Annotated in this window: 11 protein-coding genes; 4 read left to right on the plus strand and 7 right to left on the minus strand. The window is 53.3% G+C overall.

Annotation, left to right across the window (positions count from 1 at the left end; all coding sequences use genetic code 11):
* Nucleotides 1-31: 31 nt before the first annotated feature.
* Entirely contained in the window at nucleotides 32-1222 is a 1191-nt protein-coding gene (locus E2H98_RS01745; RefSeq protein WP_133592636.1) for a cation:proton antiporter, read from the plus strand.
* A 65-nt stretch (nucleotides 1223-1287) separates the two neighbouring features.
* On the opposite strand, the gene E2H98_RS01750 is transcribed toward E2H98_RS01745, so the two are convergent.
* Nucleotides 1288-4059 carry a TonB-dependent receptor gene (locus E2H98_RS01750; protein ID WP_133592638.1) on the minus strand — a complete coding sequence of 924 codons (2772 nt, stop codon included), beginning with the start codon at nucleotides 4057-4059 and terminating at the stop codon, nucleotides 1288-1290.
* A gap of 243 nt (nucleotides 4060-4302) precedes the next feature.
* Here E2H98_RS01750 and E2H98_RS01755 point away from each other — a divergent pair, with 243 nt between their 5' ends.
* Complete coding sequence (locus E2H98_RS01755) at nucleotides 4303-6954, plus strand: alpha-amylase family glycosyl hydrolase (protein WP_133592640.1); 2652 nt, start codon at nucleotides 4303-4305, stop codon at nucleotides 6952-6954.
* A gap of 12 nt (nucleotides 6955-6966) precedes the next feature.
* Here E2H98_RS01755 and E2H98_RS01760 read toward each other — a convergent pair whose 3' ends face one another.
* Genes E2H98_RS01760 through E2H98_RS01785 form a run of 6 tightly spaced genes read right to left on the minus strand, consistent with a single transcriptional unit; the run spans nucleotide 6967 to nucleotide 16566 of the window.
* Nucleotides 6967-7680 (minus strand): DUF6445 family protein, encoded by a 714-nt coding sequence (locus tag E2H98_RS01760; RefSeq protein WP_133592642.1) that lies wholly within the window; start codon nucleotides 7678-7680, stop codon nucleotides 6967-6969.
* Nucleotides 7681-7690: 10 nt separating this feature from the next.
* Nucleotides 7691-8662 carry an alpha/beta hydrolase gene (locus E2H98_RS01765; RefSeq protein ID WP_198325207.1) on the minus strand — a complete coding sequence of 324 codons (972 nt, stop codon included), beginning with the start codon at nucleotides 8660-8662 and terminating at the stop codon, nucleotides 7691-7693.
* Between the two features lie 6 nt (nucleotides 8663-8668).
* Nucleotides 8669-11179, minus strand: a complete 2511-nt coding sequence (locus tag E2H98_RS01770) for a glycoside hydrolase family 31 protein (protein ID WP_133592644.1) — start codon at nucleotides 11177-11179, stop codon at nucleotides 8669-8671.
* Nucleotides 11176-13563 carry an amylo-alpha-1,6-glucosidase gene (locus tag E2H98_RS01775; protein WP_157591208.1) on the minus strand — a complete coding sequence of 796 codons (2388 nt, stop codon included), beginning with the start codon at nucleotides 13561-13563 and terminating at the stop codon, nucleotides 11176-11178. Before E2H98_RS01775 ends, E2H98_RS01770 begins: the two co-directional genes overlap by 4 nt.
* Nucleotides 13564-13607: 44 nt before the next feature.
* Complete coding sequence (locus tag E2H98_RS01780; RefSeq protein ID WP_133592648.1) at nucleotides 13608-15131, minus strand: tryptophan halogenase family protein; 1524 nt, start codon at nucleotides 15129-15131, stop codon at nucleotides 13608-13610.
* A gap of 13 nt (nucleotides 15132-15144) precedes the next feature.
* Nucleotides 15145-16566, minus strand: coding sequence for a solute:sodium symporter family transporter (locus tag E2H98_RS01785; protein ID WP_133592650.1), 1422 nt, complete (start codon nucleotides 16564-16566; stop codon nucleotides 15145-15147).
* Nucleotides 16567-16787: 221 nt separating this feature from the next.
* On the opposite strand from E2H98_RS01785, the gene E2H98_RS01790 reads away from it, so the two are divergent.
* Both E2H98_RS01790 and E2H98_RS01795 read left to right on the plus strand, forming a co-directional pair.
* Nucleotides 16788-18404: an alpha-glucosidase family protein gene (locus tag E2H98_RS01790; RefSeq protein WP_133592652.1), complete on the plus strand. Its 1617-nt coding sequence runs from the start codon at nucleotides 16788-16790 to the stop codon at nucleotides 18402-18404.
* A 19-nt stretch (nucleotides 18405-18423) separates the two neighbouring features.
* Nucleotides 18424-19635, plus strand: a complete 1212-nt coding sequence (locus tag E2H98_RS01795; RefSeq protein ID WP_198325208.1) for a LacI family DNA-binding transcriptional regulator — start codon at nucleotides 18424-18426, stop codon at nucleotides 19633-19635.
* Nucleotides 19636-19929: the final 294 nt, after the last annotated feature.

Below are 19929 nucleotides of genomic sequence, written 5' to 3' on the forward strand. Positions count from 1 at the left end.
TCCTTGTGGCGGTATTTCCCCAAAAACAACAATGAGTACGATAGAAACCTTTCTGCTGGCCATGCTGTTGATTCTGAGCGTGCCGTACTTGATTTGGCGGCTCGGCAACACCGACTACTACGCACCGCTGGTGGTGGTGCAAATCCTGACCGGCATCGTGCTGGGGCCGGGTTTGCTCGGTGCCGCATTTCCTGAGTATTACCAACTCGTTTTCAATACCGAAGTCACTAATATCCTGTCCGGCATTGGCTCCTGGGCGGTCATGGTTTTCGTTTGGTTGGCCGGTCTGGAGCTGGATTTACAGGAAGCCTGGCAACATCGCCGGGAAAGCTCCATCACTGCTGGCCTCGCTTTTTCCGTTCCGTTGCTTGCGGGCTGCATCGCGGCCGCGTTGATGCTATGGCATAGCAACGAATGGATGGGAAGCGCGGCGCAGGATTGGCAATTCATTGTTGGTATCGGCATGGCTTGCTCGGTGACAGCGTTACCGATTCTGGTATTGCTGATGGAGAAACTGTCGATACTGCGCACGCCATTGGGGCAACGCGTGCTCCGTTACGCCAGCCTTGATGATTTGGTAGTCTGGGGCGTGCTGGCGATGATTCTGATGGACTGGCATCGTCTTGGCCGACAAGCCACGTTTATTGTTGTCTTCATTGCCGCGACGATTATTGCCCGACGCGCTTTTCCGCGCATGCCTGAACGTGACCGCTGGTATGCCGGTTTGATTTGGCTCAGTGCCTGTGGTCTGTTTGCCGACTGGGCCGGTTTGCATTACATGGTCGGCGCGTTTCTTTCTGGAGCGGTGCTGGATCATCGCTGGTTCAAGCAAGAAAGCATGGACCAACTCCGACATTTTCTGCTGCTGGTGCTGATGCCGGTATTTTTCCTGAACACCGGTTTGCGTACACATTGGAACATGGATGGCGCAACGGTTCTAGTCGCCGCTGCATTGCTGCTGGCAGCTTGCGTAGGCGGCAAATTATGGGGTGTGCAGCTGGCAGGTAAGATTTTGCGCTGGCCAGCGCAAGACGCAAGAATCATTGGATGGCTGCTGCAAACCAAAGCATTGATCATGATCATCTTCGCCAATATTCTGCTCGACCGCGACATCATCAGTCACAGCAGCTTTACCGCGCTGCTATTAATGGCCATTGCCAGCACGATGCTGACGATTCCGATGGTAGCGCCGCGCCTGATAGAACACCGCCAGTATTCCTGACACCACCGCCAAAAAAAAACCCTTGTCAGCCAGGACTGACAAGGGATGTAACGTCCAACCAGAAGTTAGAAGCGATAGCTTGCACCAAGCAGGTAGGTTGTGCCGAACTCGGCGTAGAACCGTGGCATGCTGGTGTCCGGGAAATACTCACGATAAGGCTCATCAGTGAGGTTGTTCACCTGCAGCAACAATGACAACCCGTCTAGACTGCTGTCTTCCGCGAAACTATATCCCATTTGGAAGTCGGTAATGGTTTCGCCACGAATATAGCGATCACTCAAGTCGCCGCCGAAACCTTGTACTTGGGCGAGAAAGTCCTCACGAGTACGTTGGCTAATTCGAGCCGAAAATCCACTTGCCTCGTAGTAAAATGTTACGTTGTGAACCACTTCCGATAAGCCAGGTAGCGGCGATTTGCTACCTGGGCCTTTGGCCTCTATTTCGCTATCGACAGCCGAATAGTTCGCTTGAATACCAAAGCCTTCCAACATGTCGGAAAACACATCCAAAGGTAACGAAGCAGCCACCTCAAATCCCGACAAGGAGCCCCCCTCACCGTTGGCAGGTCCGGAGAAGCGTCCAATGAACGTATCAGGAAGAGTCGTGCCTGGTGGATAGATACTTGTGTCGATAAAACCGTAATCATAGTTGTCGATATTCTGATCAAAAATGTAGGTTTTCAGGTCTTTGTAAAACGCGTTGAATGCAACGTATCCGCGTGAGCCAAAATAGATCTCGTAGGTGACGTCGAAAGCATCGGCTAGCCACGGCTTCAGTTGAGGGTTACCGCCACCACCAGACCATACCTCATCCGGTCCGCAAGTGTTGCAGATACCGACGTTTTGATTGGCTCGCAAATCATCCAAGCGTGGACGTGCCAATTGCCGACCTAAACCTACCCGCAACAATTGATCATCAACTACTTCGAAAGTCAGATTGAGGCTGGGTAACAGCTCGTCGTAACTGATACCACCTGTTTGCACTGCCGGATTCTGCGCGTTCTGATTTGGGTTGAAACCCACTGAACTCTGCTCAGTATCGACATACTGCACGCCGATATTTCCCCGTACCGGCACACCCCAATCGGCTTCGATGTTGGCCTGAATGAAAAATGTCATCACATCCTCATTTACTGTCCAATTCTTGTTGCTTACATCCGGGTGGAAAAGTGACGTAGTCGTGTAAATGGATCCAGAGGCATTGTTAGCGATGGTGCTCGGCAATCCTGCCAATGGGTTGTAGGCAATACTGTTGGTATTCCCAGCGAATCCTAGATCAACAGCGCCAAGCAAAATATCGCTGGGGATAACCAGCTCGTCGCCGAAGCTGCTGTTCAGGTTGACAAAATACTCATCCGAAGAACGGGACTTTTCGCGCTCGGTATAGTTCACACCAAACTCAACCTGGGAAATCCAGCCCGTTTGAAAGGTGTGGGTAAAACTCAGATTCAAGCTATCGAGTTCATCTTCAGTACCCAGATTTTTCAAGAAGCCATCCTGGTTCCAACCACCCGGATCAGTCAGTACGATACTCTGTGGGTCGGCATAGTTTTCACCATATTGATAACGAGCCAGCCCTGTTCCCTGATCAAGCAATACTCTTACGGTATCGCTGGCACTGGAGTTACTTGCATGCCCCAATCCGGAATAGGTTTCCAAAACCAATTGCTTACGCTCAGCTTCGGAGTGGGACAAGTCAAGCGTCATTTCCCAGGCATCGCCAAAGCTAAACTCGTTCTTCCAACCAACCGACAACATTTCATCGTCCCAACGGTTTACATCATTTCGCAATACCGGACGAACGCCGACAAAAGTCGCCTCCTGAACAATATTATTGGCGTCAACGACTGGATCCTGGAGGCTCGCACCAGACCATGCCAAGCCAGTTTCCATAAAGCGCAATACTTCGTTTGACTCAAACTCCGAGTAGAACAAATCTACCGTTGAGCGGAAGTTGTCATTCGGCTTTAGTTCGAGTACACCAATAAAGCCGTCACGGATAAATTCTCCGGAAGATGATTGAACTTTACCACCCCCCAGGATGATGTCCTCGGTACCATCACTATTGACATCAGCGGTTGGATAACCCCACGCCTCCCAGCGATTGGACTGATTGACCGAACCAAGATGGGCATACCCCAAGGTAAGACCAACCTTGCCATCCATAAATTGGTCGATATAGGAAATGCTGAATCGCTCACCAATATCGCTGAATTCTGGATTCAGTTCGCCCTTCGAGTTTTTCTCGCCGCGGATGTTTACGTTGATGATACGCTCGTTGTAGTCCAACGGCATCGCGGTTCGCAAATCGACTGTTCCCGAAAGACCTTGGCCTACTAAAGTGGCATCTGGCGTCTTATACAGCATGACGGAACTGATGAGTTCCGAAGGATACTGGTCAAACTCTGCACCGCGAGTCTGACTGACACTGACCTGTTCACGACCATTGACCAGCGTTGTACTGAAATAGTCTGGCATACCACGAATATTGATTTGTGATGCACGTCCAGCGGTACGTTGCGCGGTAACACCAGGCAACCGTGAAATGGCATCAGCGATACTCATGTCTGGTAACTTACCGATATCTTCGGCCGAAATCACTTCAGTGATAGTGTCAGAAGCAAATTTCGTCTCTGTGGCTCGTTCAATACTTGCCCGGAGGCCGGTTACTGTGATGACCACGGCTTCTTTCTTTTTCGCGCTGTCTTTTTGTTGCGCTACTTCCTGCCCAGCCTCTGCTTGTTCTGCGGTCGCATCTTCCGCGGCTTGTGCATATGTGCCCGCAGATAAAGCTGACGCCAGTGCCAAGCTGATTACGCTTCGCTTGAATGGATACATCTCCCCGTTCTCCGTTCTCGTGTGTGGTATTGAATACGCCCGTTGCTTTTTCGCTTTTGACCGGGCTGTGCGCAATTGTTGTGCATCGGTTACCAACTGCGTGAAGGGATAGTATCCGCCCTGCTACCGCAACGGCGTTTTCTGCATACGTATTCAAGGGGTGATCAGCAAATTGTGCAGGTGCACAATTCGGTATACAGTGGTTACAGTTGGCTTACTCCTAGAACCAAAAAGTCAACCGTCATGTCTAGCTCACTGCACCGTTACTACGCTGCTGCTTTGTTTTTTGCGCTGAACCTGTGCGCTTGCGCGCCATCAGGCACCGAAGCGCCGGCATCGACCGAATCCATTCAAGTCTCCCCGCACCGGCATATCGAATCCCCGGACTGGCGTGATCAGATCGTTTACTTCGTGATGATTGATCGGTTTAACGATGGCGACGCCAGCAACAATGACCAAGGCACCGGCGAATACGACCCGAATGACCCAGCCAAATTCAGTGGCGGCGATTTGGCCGGCGTCATCCGGCAAATCGATTACATCAAGGGCCTTGGCGCGACGGCGCTGTGGATGACGCCACCGGTCGCCAACCAATGGTGGGACGGGATGATTCAGTACGGTGGTTATCATGGCTACTGGGCAGAAAACTTCAAAGCCATCGATGCCCATTTTGGTCAGCTGCAGGACTACCAACGCCTCGCGGAGCTACTGCATCGTCAAGACATGTATTTGATTCATGACGTCGTGGTCAATCACACCGGCAATTTCTTTGACTACAACGGCACTTACGATGCTGCCGATCCGACACAGCATTTCTTTATCAACGACGATTCAACACCGGTGAAAGCACCGACCCAGCCGCCCTTTCATCTGAACGATATCCGCAACCCGGAACACCGCGAAGCCGGCATCTACCACTGGACGCCGATCATTCGTGACTTTGGCGATATCGAGCAGGAAAAGAACTGGCAGTTATCCAACCTCGACGACTTGAACACCGACAACCCGGTTGTCCGGCGCGCGCTACGCGACAGCTACGGCTATTGGATTAAAGAAGTTGGCGTAGATGCCTTTCGTATCGACACCGCGTTTTATGTCTACCCGGAATTCTTCCACGACTTCATGTACAGCGACGATCCGGAAGCACCGGGTGTGATGCGTGTTGCCGAGCAAACCGGGCGCAAGCAGTTTCACTTGTTTGGCGAAGGCTTCGGCATTGACCGCGCCTTTGATGACAGCGTCACCCGGAAAATTGACGGCTACATGCGCGACGAAACCGGCCGAAAACTGCTACCGGGTATGGTCAACTTCCCGCTTTACGGCACCATTCAGGATGTCTTCATCCGCGGCCGCCCAACCAGTGAGATGCGCTATCGCATTGAAACGATGATGAAGGCACACGAATCACCGCATTTGATGTCAACGTTTGTCGACAATCATGATGTCGAACGCTTTCTGGCCAGTGGCGATATCACCGGTTTCAAACAAGCCTTGACGCTGATCATGACGCTGCCGGGAATTCCGACGATCTATTACGGCACCGAGCAGTTGCTGACCGAGCAACGTGCCGCGATGTTCGCTGGTGGCTATCAATCGGGAGGGAAAGATCGTTTTGACCGACAAGCGCCGATGTATAAGTTTCTGCAGGAAGTGATTGCGCTTCGCAAACATTATCCAGCGCTGCGTCGCGGCACACCCAAGCTGGTTGCGGACAACCCGGCGGCACCCGGCGCGCTCGCTTATCTGATGGAGTATCCGCAACAAACGCTATTGGTTGTGTTCAATACCGCCGATCAGCCCACGCTGATGAGCAACGTGCAATGGCAAACGACACAGGCCTTACGGCTGAAAGAAGTGTTTTCTTCTGCCGGCACCCGCCACGAACTGACACTGAAGCCAGGCCAGGTATTGAACCGGGAATTGGCAGCGCGGGAATTCAGTGTCTGGGAAGTCTTGCCGACAACTGATAAACCGGAAGTCGCTCAGTCATCCACATCCGTAACACTCAGTATCGATCCCCTGCCCTCGACCAGCTATGTTGGTGATGTCGTGCTGGAAGGCTCGATCAAAGGGCTGAACACCGCCAAACTGCTGATTAATGGCAATCTCGCCGATGCGATATCTGTGCAAGCTGACAGCAATGGCCGCTGGCAGTACCGTCTCGATACCTCAAGCATGATCAATCCAAACCAGACGCATCGCGTAGTGCTCTGGTCAGAAAAAACCGGCGTCGCTTCATCGGCGCAGGAGTTCACCGTTAAACGCCAATGGCAGCCGATACTGCAAATCAGTGATGCAGCCGGCGACGATAAAGGCCCTTTTGCACGCTATCGTTATCCATTGGATGCCTCTTGGGGTACATCGAAAGGTTTGGATATTCAAAACGTATCGGTATTTACCTCCGGCTCAGCGTTGAAGGTGTCGGTAAAAATGGCCGAACTGGTCGCGGCCTGGAATCCGGTCAATGGTTTTGATCACCTCGTATTGACGATGTTCATCGAAATGCCAGAGCGGGACGCTGGCGCGCGCGCATTACCATTCCAGAATGCCGAGCTGCCGGACAACATGCGCTGGCATTATCGTTTACGCACGCATGGTTGGAGCAATGCACTTTTTTCGGCCAAAGGCGCTGGCCCGGAGAACGAAGGCACTCCAGTAAGTCCGGGCGCCGAAATCGAGGTCGACCGCAGCGCGAAAACGATCACCGTTTCCATTCCGGCCAAATCCTTGGGAAACCCGCCTTCACTGTCGGGCGTGAAACTGTATCTGAATAGTTGGGATTACGGCGAAGGCTACCGTCCACTCGGTGAACAGCCAACTTCGCACGATTTTGGTGGTGGTCGCGCTGATGAACCGCGCTGGATGGATCAAACGAAAGTGATTGTGTTGCCTTAATCGCGTGATGCTTTACGTGCAGGACAATGGCTTCCGGCACGTAAAAAACCCGTTGAATGTCAGTCGGCCCTGCTCCGGGTCGTCCGACAACGCGTTCGTCGAACGAATGTCTCCGCAGTGAAAAATATTACCGTCATAAACAATCAAACGATTCCAGCGTGCCGGAATGTTTAGCACTTTTTCAAACCAGTGATTCGATTCGTTGAAATAACCAGGCCTGAAGCCATAGCGTTCGCCAAATTCCGACGCTGACATCTGCCCCGAATCGTGAATCATTCTTGCCAGCGGCTCGCCCTGTTGTTTCGGCAGGAAAAAATTGGTCCCGCCCAGCGCTTCGTTCTTGAACAAATAAAGCACACTGGCCAGCACACCTTGATTGAGCGGCTGCTGCGGTCGGTCGCGATGACACAACCATTGCCTTGGCTGCAGTTTTTCCGGCGGCAACGTCACCATGGTCAAACGGGTATAACTCTCGACTATTCGGCGAAACGGCAAATAGCGGCGCGCCGTTGTCAGCAGCCATTGGTTCATCTCGGCGGTTATCGCATCAGGCAAGGTAACGCCCACGCCTGGATAGGCATTCAACGGTGAATAGCCGAACAAATCCCGGTGTTTGACGGCCATTTGCACCAATGCCTGTGGGTTCAGCAGCGCATCATCAATCACCAGAACGGGTAGCTGTCCCGCGATGGTTTTGACTTCAATGTGTGCATCAGCGTTGAACATCGCAGCTTGTTTACTCAGGCAACTTCTCAGCAGAGTCTGGTGACTTCTTCAGCAGAAACTCCAGTGGAATATGTACCCGTGCAGCCCAGGCTTTTTCCGAATGATCGGCGCCGGGAAAGGTGCGCGTCATCCAGTCGTTTTCGCCATAGGCTTTTTGCTTCATCCGTCGATCGACTTCAAGCTGGCGATCGGCATAACTGGCATCCAGTGTCTCGGTGCCATGATCAAAATAAATGCGATTGCTACCGGGTGGCGGGAAATGTTTTTCGATGTAGGAATAAAACGCGGACGGCACCGGATTATCCGGCCCATCGCCCATATTACCGGGCCAATGCGTTGATAGGCAGGCGGCGCCGCCAAACACCCGCGGGTATTCAGCCAGGCCATACATGGAAATCAAGCCGCCCATGCTGGAGCCCATCAGAAAAGTATCCTGCTGCGCCGCGCTGACTCGGTAACGCTGCTCAATGACCGGCTTCAGCTCTTCGACGAGAAATTTCAGATAGCGATCGGAATACACCGGCACCACTTCATCATCATCAAGATCCATCGCTTTTTGGTAATACTCGGTCATTTGTTGTCGCACGGCCGGCTCCAGCATCTCGAATGCCCGTTGCGGAAAATATTCGCTGGTACGTGCGCTGCCAGCATTCCAGATGCCGACAACAATAAATGGCTTGACCTTGCCCGCCTGCATCAACTCGCTTGCCACTTCATCGATACGCCATTCCTGTTTGTTCCAGGTGGTATTGGCATCGAACAACATCTGGCCGTCGTGCATATACAACACGGCATATGGCGCTTGTGCTGGATAGTCCTTTGGCAGCCAGACATCGATATGGCGTGCTGGAACGTGCTGCGAAGGCATCATCGGAATCCGTTCGATGCTGCCGGCGCTTGGCACCGGTATTGGGTCATTCTTGGCGCAAGACAACAGCAGACCAAGCATCAACAGACTGGTCAGGTTTTTCATTGTCGTCATCTTTCGTTACCGTTGAACATTGATATCGATGGCGGAGTCACTGTCCTTCAAGGTAATCACCAGATGATTGTCCACAATACGCCAACCCACCTCATTTTCTGAGGCGCGATCGAGTTTGTTTAACTTGCGGCCATTGACAGAAACCTGTTTGGCGTCAGAAAGATTGATCAGCCGCAACTGCAGTAAGCGCGACGCCGGTGTAAACGAGCCTTCACTGACGCCAATACGAATGCGCACGGATTTGTCGCTACGCTGCTGACTGAATTGCCGGCGGCTGAACTTGCCTTGCTGATACGCCAGTGATTGTCCGTCGTCCTGATAGAAGGTTCGGCTCGAATCGTTTGCTGGATAAACATCGACGAGCAACGGCTGGCCGCTCATCTCGCCAGTATGCTGAACGACCGGCTGACGAAAAATAAACGCGCCCTCGCGAACAAATATCGGCAAGGAATTCAGCGTCACGGTTTCGCGAATGGATTTGCCACCCTGCTCAACGCGGCCCTGATCAAAAGCAAACCATTGCCCAGCCGGCAGATAAATTTCGCGGTTCGTTGCGCTTTCCTGCAACACCGGCGCTACCAGCAAATCGCTGCCAAACATGAACTGATCATCACGTGACCAGGTTTGTGGGTCGTCCGGAAACTCCAATAGCAATGGCCGCAGCGCCGGTAAACCGGTGCGACTCGCTTCTTCCATCACCTGATAAATCTGCGGCAGCAATTGATAACGCAGCTCTATTGTTCGCCGGTTGATGGCTTCAAACTCCGCACCGAAAGACCAAGGCTCCTGATCAGGCGTCGCTTTTTCCGTGTGCGCGCGCATGAACGGAGAGAACACCGCTGCCTGCAACCAGCGGGTGAACAGCTCTCCAGAAGGATAACCGGCAAAGCCACCGATATCGGCCCCGACAAACGCAAAGCCGGAAATACCTAAGCCCATCAGCATCGGCAGGCTCTGCCGCAGCGATGTCCAGTCGGCGGTGTTGTCACCGGGCCAGACCGCCGCGTAGCGTTGACCGCCGGCAAACGTCGCGCGGGTCAAAACAAAAGGCCGATCATTCGGCCGCAAACGTGACAAACCTTCAAATGTTGCCTGAGTGTGTAACATGCCGTAAACGTTATGAATCTCGCGCTGGCTGGTGGCGACGCCATCACGATCATGTTGCACATCCAAAGGCATCGTATTGGCCGGCGGAATCCATACCGCCGGTTCGTTCATATCGTTCCAAATCCCGGCAACGCCGTCGTCAAGCAATGCGCGATGCAAATCGCCCCACCAGCGACGCGTGTCACTGCGGGCAAAATCCGGGAAGACGCTGTTGGCCGGATTTTTCTCGGCTTGCGAGGGCCATACCGGCCCTTCAAACACGGTACCGTCCGGATTCTTGACGAAATGATTACCGGCAATGCCCTGATCGTAAACGTGATAACCCGGTTGTTTTTTTGGATGCGGATCAACAATGCTGACGACATGAAAACCTTGCGCACGCAAGTCATCGATCATTTTTTTCGGCTTGGGAAAATACTCGCGATTCCAGACAAACGGCGTAAAGCCTTCGAGATAATCAATATCCAGCCACAGCGTATCGGCCGGGATTTTCTTGCTGCGGAAGGTGTCGGCCAGCAAGCGGAATCGCGATTCCGGATAGTAGCTCCAACGCGATTGGTGAAAACCCAATGACCACATCGGAGGCAGCGGTGTCTTGCCGGTCAGCTCGGTGTAACGCGTTACCACCGATTTCGGATGCGGGCCATAGATGAAGTAGTAATCCAGCTCGCCGCCGCTGACATGAATCGACAGTATTTCCGGGTGCTCGCGCCCGATATCGAAACTGCTGCGGTGCGAGTTGTCGACAAACAATCCATACGCCTTGCCGCTATTCAGCACCATATAAAACGGCACCGACACATAAATCGGATCGATTGATGAATCATAACCATAAGTATCGGAGTTCCACATCGTGTAGTGATAACCACCGAGGCCCATGCCACGTTTATTCAAGCGACCGGTCTTTTCACCAAAGCCGTATACCTGATCACTGGCGGGCAAATGCTTGAAGGTTTTCGTCGCCGAGCCGAATTGCATCGTCGGTCGCTCTCGATGATCTTCGTGCAGCAGCTTGCCATTCCGATCGCGCACTTCCAAACGAAATGGCTTATGCCAAACATTGACATGCAAGGCGCTGGTTTGAATCGTGGATCTATCGTCAGCCGAACTCACTTTGGCTTGGTGCGTCGGGAACTGGCGATTGACCACGGCAAACGATGGCTCGTACTTCTCATTGCCATCCGGTACCAAACGCACCCGAATGATTTCCGGCGACAATGCCGTTACCAGCAATTTGCCTTCACCGACGGACCACCGCAGCTGATTGCCCTGAATTTCGGCAGGCGTATTCAATTCCAGCACGGTTGGAATACCCTCTGCCTGCGAGAGTTCGGAAAACATGGCGCCGAAAAAAAGCACGAGACAAGCAGCAGTCAGCCGCGTGTTGTTCACTGAAATCCTGTTGCTCATTGAAACTTCCCATCAAGAATGATTTTTTTCAGCACATCCTGGCCTTGTGTCGCCGGATGCTTGCCGGCCTGATATCTCGTAACCGGCAGAAAATCGAGCTGACCAATCACCGGTCGCTGACTGGCCATGACCAACTCACCAGCTAGTGGTTTTCCGTCCAGCGTCGCCGTCGCGCCATTCCACTGCAGTAGGCGCGGAGCATCGCTAAGCACAAACTGCAAGCGGATGCGCTGGGCATGGTTATCCAGTACATCCATTTGAATCTTCATCTCGCCATCCAACGGCTGGAATCGCCAGCGCTGCACACCCTCTTGTTGATCGACATGTACTGCCAGAGCTTGCTGTTTACCGAAAGGCAGTTGGGCATGGACGAAAGACCAGCCCGCTGGAATCGCCGGGACAAAATGCAGGGTTTGCTGCAGGAGATTCGGACGGAAACCGAGGTAGTCCTGATAAGCGTTGCGGACAAACTCCGATACGCTCCATGCCTGAGCGTAAGTGCCGGATGGGTGGATTCTCCCCTGCTCGTCCGTCAGCGCATCAAGCAGTTCACTCATGCTGCCACGAGTGCCGTGGTTCAGTATTTGTTCGCTCAAATTCCTGCTCAAGCGCCAAGCAAGATCCTGATAACCAAACTTGGTCAACGCGCTAATGGTAAAGCCGGCATTCCAGCCCCAAACGGTGCCGTTGTGGTAAGCCGCGTCCTTATGGTGAAACGCCGCATTCTCATGACGGGGATGAAAATACGGGTGCTCCGGATCGAGCGAGGCGATGCCATACGGGTACAGCAAACCGGAAACCGCATTCTTCAAAACCCGCGCTTCTATCGACTCAGTGACAAACGGCTTGAACGGAATACTGATTAACATCAATTGATTGGGCCGCAGTTTGTCATCACGGCTACCGTCGGCACGCAGGCGATCCGCCATGGTCTTGCCGTTCCAAAATTTTTCGACAAAACCAACTTGCGTTTTTCGGGCCTGATCGCGGTAGCTGTTGGCCAGGTCGTGCAAGTCCTGTAACTCCGCCAATTCTGCCGCTGCCTGCAATGTAGTAAACCACAAGGCTTGAATTTCCACGGCACGATTACCGCGCGCCGACCATGGTTCCTGATTGGCAATGCGGGCATCCATCCAGGTATCGGCATCGTCGTGGGTCAGCAAACCATGCTGATCGAGCGCATGTTGATTTACTCCGCGGATATACTCCTGCACCAACGGCAAAATCTGTTTAGCGTAGTCACGGTCACCGGAGTAGCGAATGTATTCCAGCGCTTCGCGGATCATCCACGGCGTACCGTCAACGGTGTTGTAAATCGTGGGCTGATTGGCCGCGACGCGATTCGGGATGCGGCCGTAATTTGGATCCTGAAAATCCTTGCGCAACTGTAATTGGGCAAAGTTATCCAATACCACCTTCGCCTTATCGAAATGGCCGGTCGTCAGCAAGGTTCCGGGTAGCGCAATGAAGGTATCGCGTCCCCAATTGTCGCGAAACCACGGCAAACCGGCCCAGATGCCCGTGCCGAATTCCTCGACGACAAACGACCAGGCACTGGCCTCGGCCCAGACCAGCGCGCGATTGAAGGTCATGTCCGAGGTCCATAACAAACTTCTGGTCAGGCGCTGATGAACGCGAGCAATTTCCTGATTCCAGCTTTCGCCGTGTAGCAAGGCTTTCGCAGTCACCATGGCCTGATCAGCGTTGTCAGCAAACGCGACATGTAGCGTGAGACGCTTCGCATCTTTTTTGCTGGTAAGGCGGGTAACCAGATGTTCTGATTTGATGCCAAGCGAAGCGTGATGCCCGGCAGGCGATTGCTCCAACTGCACCGCTTGATCGCTGGCAATCGCGATAAACAGCGAATCATCGTTCGCGGATTCTGGTTGCACCAGAATCAATCCGTCACGCTGCGTTATCCGAAAAGGCTTGTCCATTCGCCACAATGGCTGCAAGGACAGCAATGCCGGCTCATCGGACTCAATCCGCAATGACAACGCCTGCCGACCTGCGTGCATCAAAAGCGATTCACGCACGCCTTTATGCTGTGCCTGATGCCCAAACGGAAAGATGATTTCTTTTTCTGCATGTTCACGCTGCAGCAACTGACCATTGCGCCAGCAGGCAAACCCGTCAAATAGCGTGGTTTGGCGAATGCGATAACCGTCGCCCTGTCGATAGCGACCGGTAAAGCCCTCGTAATAGCCGGTCAGGTTATCGCCAACCAGGAATTGTTCTACTGCACCTCCTTCCACTTCGATGGCGATTTGCTGAAAGAAAATTTCAGCAGCATCTGGTGGGGCATTTAACGGTGCTGCTTGCGGCCCTTTCGCAATAACAGCCGTCGATATCGTAGCGATCGCAACGCTGAGCCAACATAACAAGGCGAAAACACCTCGATGTCGATGCTTGAAATATCGATTTATCATTAGGCAGTCTTGACTGATTCACTGATTCCGCGGCAGCTTTTTTTCACATACTCAGCATGGTCTGGCATCACTGAAACACAATCTCGCAGCAACTTATTAACGCCGGACAACATCGAATGCACGTCATCACCGCTGCGCAAATCAACGACCGGATGGTAACGTTCTGGCATCACGTTCTGGCCTACCATAACCTGCAACCAACTTGCTTCGCCAAACAGTTCATCGCCTTCTTTAAATACACGGCCCTGTGAGCGAAACAGCTCAATTTTGTGCTGCAAGGTTTCCGGCAGTTTTAGATGGCGGAAATACTGCCAGAACGGCTCATCTCGCTCGTTCGCCCAGTAGTGCAACAGCAGAAAATCTCGGCTCCGCTCGAACTCGTACCGCGTTTGCCGGTTATACTCATGAATATCAACGTCGGAAAACTGCTTGTCCGGAAATAAAGCGACCAGCTTGGCAATGCTGGACTGAATAAAATGAATACTGGTGGATTCCAGCGGCTCTAAAAAGCCACTCGCCAATCCGATAGCTACGCAGTTTTTGTTCCAGAATTTTCGCCGCATACCGGTCTTGAATCTCAAGACCCTTGGCTCGCTCAATGCTTTGCCATCCAAGTTATCCAATAACTGCTGGTTAGCCTTTTCCTCACTGAGAAAGTTGCTACTGAATACCATGCCATTACCTATTCGGTGCTGTAGCGGAATGCGCCATTGCCAACCAGCTTGCCTGGCTGTCGATCGGGTATAAGGAAGCAGCGGCGTAACCGATTCGCTCGGTACGGCCACCGCCCGGTCACACGGCAAATAATGGCTCCAATCGATGTAGCCAGTTTCCATGGCTTGCTCAATCAACAAACCACGAAAACCAGAACAGTCAATAAACAGATCGCCGTTAACCACTTCACCACTTTCTAGAGTAACAGCCTCAATAAAGCCGTCCTGTCCGCGTAAGCGGCTATGCATCACTTTTCCTTCCGTTCGTCTTACTCCGCGAGTTTCGGCATACGCGCGAAGGTAGCGCGCGTACAAAGAGGCATCAAAATGGAAGGCATAAAAAATACTGGCGAGCGGCGAATTTGGCATGTTGACGCTGCGCATAAACTTGTTCTGATAAGCGGCGACACTGTTAAACGTGTAATCATCAAGGGCCGCAGCCTGATTCACCAGCCGCATTTTCAGCCAGTATTGATGGAAAGGCACCGAGCCTAGATCACGACCACCTACGGCACCGAACGCATGCATGTAACGATGTCCAGGACGCAACCAGTCGGCGAACTCAATTCCGAGCTTGAACGTACCTTGCGTACTTCGAACGAATTCATTCTCGTCTATGCCAAGCATGCCGTTGAAGACACGAATCTGTGGAATGGTCGCCTCTCCCACTCCGACTGTGCCAATTTCTTCGGATTCGATCAGATGAATGGAAAGTCTCTGGCCAAACACTTTGGACAAGGCGGCAGCCGTCATCCAGCCTGCCGTACCACCTCCAACGATGACTACATTCTTGATTGCATTGGTATTCATGCTTTGCTCTCGCTCAGACACCGGCATTCAATTCCAATGGACGACGCACCATCAAACGATCAATCACAATCATGATGGTCATCGAACTCGCCAAGGTAATCGCCATTAAATGAATGTAGTGCAGCGGCGACCAAACGAAGGTGAACACCGCGTATAAACTGACCCCAAACAACATGCCAACCTTGACTGCCGAGGGATTGATGCGGGTAAACAGAATGGCCGCCAGAAACGCCGCCAGCACCGGCATCGAATACAAACCATTCAGGCGTTGAATGGTATCGACGATGCTACGCGAATGCTGATAGAGCGGCACCATCAGCAAAGAGCCAATGGTGAACAGAATCGCAACGCGTTGACCGATGCGTTTGACGTCGGCTTTGGCATTGACGTACTTCTGGTGAAAGTCGCAGGAATAGAGCGCCGCAGCAGAATTGAGACAGGAGTTATAGCTTGATAGCACGGCGCCGAAAATGACGGCAGCAAAGGCACCAGATAACCAAGGTGGCAACACATCACCAACCAACTTGCCGTAAGCGATATCACCGACATCGCCATAAAGTTTGAATGTGATAATGCCGGGAAACACAACAATAAATGGAATAATCAGTTTGAACGCGGCGGCCGCGTAAATCCCCTTCTGCGCTTCGCGTACCGATTTTGCCGCCAGTGCGCGCTGGGCGATGACCATGTTGGTGCCCCAATAAAAAAGATGGATGAACACCATGCCGGTCAGCAGTGTATGCCAGGGAATGTCGGAATCGCTGTCACCAATCAGCGACAGGCGTTCAGCCGGAATACCAGATAAATCCCAATTAATTGCTGCCAACGCAAACAAGGTGACGGCGGTACCGAGCACCAGCAAACCAACGCCATTGAACGTATCGGAAATGGCAATGGCACGCAGGCCACCGAAAGCGGCGTACAGCAAACCGGTGACGGCAAAACCGGCGGCGATAACGATGATCGGTAAATCGAGACCGAACATCGATTTCATGAACACCGAACCGGTGTACAGCACCATCGGTAGCAGAATGAACAGATAACCAAGCAAAAATAAACCGGAAACCAGGCTGCGGATCTGGCCGTCTTTCAGCCGGTGCTCCAGCAACTCGGTTGTCGTTGTGCAGTTGTACTGGTAATACATCGGAATCAGCACACGCGCGAGGATGATCAGACCAACCGCCGCGCCCAGCTCCCACCAGGCAACCAGCAGCATCTGCGCGCCATTCATGCCGACAATCTGCTCGGCACTCAAATTGGTCAGTAATAGCGAGCCGGCAACAAACGGCCACGCCAACTGACCACCAGCCAGAAAGTAATCACGCGAAACATCACCGACATGGCCCATGCGCCGGCACTTCCACCAGGTTACCAACGCGACGCTTAACGTCAGCACCAAAAAAATTCCCAGCTGTAACCAGTTGGCTTCAATCATTGTTGTTTTGCTCCGGATTCGGCTCTGCCGGCCGATCAGTGAATAAGCCAAACCTATCATGTGATTTGTGCAAAGCCCTATGGACCTTGCACTGCACCATTAGGGTTTCCGCGATGAATACGTATGCACAACATCAGTGCAAAGCCAGAGCTGCGGTTAAGCTGCACCACTCCAGACAACAACATGACGGCGCCCTGATTTCAGGAGCAGCGGATAGACGAATGCAAAAACAGTCGTGGTGGCGGGGCGCCATCGTTTATCAAATTTACCCGCGCAGTTTTCTCGATACCGACGGCAACGGCGTCGGTGACCTGCCCGGCATTATCGAAAAGCTCGATTACGTTGCCAGCCTCGGTGTTGACGCCATCTGGATTTCGCCGTTCTTCAAATCACCGATGGCCGACTTCGGTTATGACATCGCCGACTATCGCGCCGTTGACCCGCTATTCGGCACGCTGGAAGATTTTGATCGGCTGCTGGCCAAAGCCCATTCGCTGAACTTGAAAGTGATGATCGATCAGGTACTAAGCCATACCTCGAACGATCACGAATGGTTCAAGGAATCGCGCGAAAACCGCGACAACCCGAAAGCTGATTGGTACGTTTGGGCCGACGCACAAGAAGACGGCACGCCGCCGAACAACTGGATGTCGATCTTCGGTGGCGTTGCCTGGCGTTGGGAACCGCGCCGTCAGCAGTACTATCTGCACAACTTTCTTTCTTCGCAGCCGGACTTGAATTTCCATAATCCGGATGTGCAACAAGCGACCCTCGACAATGTTCAGTTCTGGCTGGATCGCGGTGTTGACGGTTTGCGGCTCGATGCCATCAACTTTTGTTTTCACGACGCCAAGCTGCGTGACAACCCGCCAAAACCGAAAGCGAAACGCACCGGTCGCGGATTCAGCCCGGACAATCCGTATGCGTTCCAGTATCACTACTACAACAACACCCAGCCGGAGAACCTGAAATTTCTGGCCGATCTGCGCCAGCTGATGGACCGTTACGACGATGTCGCCGCGCTTGGTGAAATTTCCTCGGAAGATTCGCTGGCGACAATGGCCGAATACACTCGGCCGGGCTTGTTGCATATGGGTTATAGCTTCGAGCTGCTGACCGATGATTTCTCGGCCCGCTACATTCGCGAAACGGTAGAAAACCTCGAAGCAAAAGCTGGCGAAGGCTGGCCTTGCTGGTCGATTTCCAATCACGACGTCAAACGCGTCGTCAGCCGCTGGGGTGGCCAGAATCCGTCACCACATCTGGCCAATCAGGTTAGCGCCATGGTCTGCTCATTGCGCGGTTCGGTCTGCGTTTATCAAGGCGAAGAACTCGGCCTGAACGAAGCGGAAGTACCGTACGAAGCGCTGCAAGACCCTTATGGCATCGCCTTCTGGCCGAGCTTCAAAGGTCGCGACGGTTGCCGCACACCAATGCCGTGGAATGACAGCGAAGGCGCCGGCTTCAGCGCCAGTACACCCTGGCTGCCGATTCCAAACGAACATCGGCAGATGGCCGTCACTCGACAGGAAAGCGAGCCCGGCTCGCCGCTGCAGGGCTTCCGCCGCTTCATGGCCTGGCGCAAAAACCAGCCAGCGCTGCGTTTCGGCAGCATTCGTTTTCTCGATACACCGGAGCCGATTCTGGCGCTGGTACGCGAGCACGAACAACAACGCTTGCTGGCCGTGTTCAACCTCAGCAACCAAGAACACGAACTGGAGCTGCCGCTCAACCATGCGTTGACGGCGGAAAACGGCCACGGTCTGCTGACCGGCAAACTGGCCGGTCGGCGCCTGACATTGCCGGCGCACGCCGTCTTTTTCGCGAATCTGGCGTAAGCGCAAGGAGCCACTGACGATGAGCAAAAGTCTGCTGGCCGAACAACCCTTGCGAGCCGTACCGGCCCTGAAACCAATCGACACACCGAAAACCTGCGTAGAACCGGGAGAAGACTATCGCCGTCTGGCCGAACGACGCCATGCTTGGAGCGCGTGGCCCGATGGTGATACCGTAACAGGCCCCCCACTACGCAGTTCGTCCATGTCGATAAAAGGCAAACCGACGTCGTTTGACATTGCTTATCTTGCCGGTGTTTCGCAACCGACGGTGTCGCGCGCATTGCGTGGCAGCCCACTGGTCAATGAAGAAACCCGTAACCGCATTCTCGACATCGCCCGGCAACTGAACTACAAAGTCGACAAAAACGCCTCCAGCCTGCGTTCCCAGCAAAGCGGCACCATTGCCCTGCTGCTGTTCGAAGATCCAACGCCGGACGATTCCCATATCAATCCGTTTTTTCTATCGATGCTCGGCTCGATCACCCGCGCCTGCGCGCGCCGTGGTTTTGATTTGCTGGTGTCGTTCCAGCAATTGTCGAACGACTGGCATCGCGATTACGAAGACAGCAACAAAGCCGACGGCCTGATCCTGCTCGGTTATGGCGATTATCTCGACTACCGCGAAAAGCTGGAAAAATTGAGCGCGCAAGGAACCCATTTCGTGCGCTGGGGCGCCGTGATGGAAGGTCAGCCCGGCGTATCGATTGGCTGCGACAATTATCAGGGCGGGCTGGATATTACTGCTCATTTGCTTGCAAAAGGCCATACGCAAATTGCTTTTCTCGGCGACACCTCCGAGAGCTGCCCGGAACTGCGCGATCGTTTTCTGGGCTATCAGCAGGCGCTGAAAAACGCCGGCATCGACACCGCTCCGGCACTGCAAGTCGATGCCATCACCACCGAGAATTCCGGCTACGAATCGCTACGGGAATTGCTATCACGCGGTGTTGCCTTTGATGCTATTTTTGGCGCCAGCGATGCCATCGCCATCGGTGCGATGCGGGCGCTTTTGGAACACGGCTACAAAATTCCCTCGGAAATCGCCGTTGCCGGGTTTGATGATATTCCGCTGGCATCGTATGTGAACCCGCCGTTGACGACGGTGTTGCAGGATACGAAGCAGGCTGGCGAGTTGCTCGTGGATAATTTATTGCGGTTGATTCATAACGAGCCGGTGGTGAGTACGACGATTGCGCCTCGGTTGATTGTGCGACGGTCTTGTGGCGGGTGACTTTTCCTACGATTTTTAACCCACAAAAATTGCTCTGAAATTCTGCGACGCTCAAAACTTTGAAGTTTTCTCGATTACCACCTTTGCCGGGTCTCGCCCCGGCGGGCGAAGTACTTTCTCTTGTTCGCGCAAGAGAAAGTACTCAAAGAGAAGCGCGCCCCAATGCGCCAGGTAGGTTTTGCTACTTCGACCAAGCCGTTCCGGCAACGACATGACTCCAGCTCGGGCCGCGCTGACTCGGCATCCATGCCTCAACAGCGCCATAACCGCTGTCCCTGCGGTTGTACCCGGCTT

Origin of the sequence: Permianibacter aggregans, from assembly GCF_009756665.1 — a bacterium.
GTDB classification, from domain to species: Bacteria; Pseudomonadota; Gammaproteobacteria; order Enterobacterales; family Permianibacteraceae; genus Permianibacter; species Permianibacter aggregans.

Excerpts from the sequence above, each read along its gene's own strand:
- E2H98_RS01750 (WP_133592638.1), bottom strand. The coding sequence starts at position 4,059 with ATGTATCCATTCAAGCGAAGCGTAATCAGCTTGGCACTGGCGTCAGCT.
- E2H98_RS01795 (WP_198325208.1), top strand. The coding sequence starts at position 18,424 with ATGAGCAAAAGTCTGCTGGCCGAACAACCCTTGCGAGCCGTACCGGCC.
- E2H98_RS01755 (WP_133592640.1), top strand. The coding sequence starts at position 4,303 with ATGTCTAGCTCACTGCACCGTTACTACGCTGCTGCTTTGTTTTTTGCG.
- E2H98_RS01770 (WP_133592644.1), bottom strand. The coding sequence starts at position 11,179 with ATGAGCAACAGGATTTCAGTGAACAACACGCGGCTGACTGCTGCTTGT.
- E2H98_RS01780 (WP_133592648.1), bottom strand. The coding sequence starts at position 15,131 with ATGAATACCAATGCAATCAAGAATGTAGTCATCGTTGGAGGTGGTACG.
- E2H98_RS01745 (WP_133592636.1), top strand. The coding sequence starts at position 32 with ATGAGTACGATAGAAACCTTTCTGCTGGCCATGCTGTTGATTCTGAGC.
- E2H98_RS01765 (WP_198325207.1), bottom strand. The coding sequence starts at position 8,662 with ATGACGACAATGAAAAACCTGACCAGTCTGTTGATGCTTGGTCTGCTG.
- E2H98_RS01785 (WP_133592650.1), bottom strand. The coding sequence starts at position 16,566 with ATGATTGAAGCCAACTGGTTACAGCTGGGAATTTTTTTGGTGCTGACG.
- E2H98_RS01760 (WP_133592642.1), bottom strand. The coding sequence starts at position 7,680 with ATGTTCAACGCTGATGCACACATTGAAGTCAAAACCATCGCGGGACAG.
- E2H98_RS01790 (WP_133592652.1), top strand. The coding sequence starts at position 16,788 with ATGCAAAAACAGTCGTGGTGGCGGGGCGCCATCGTTTATCAAATTTAC.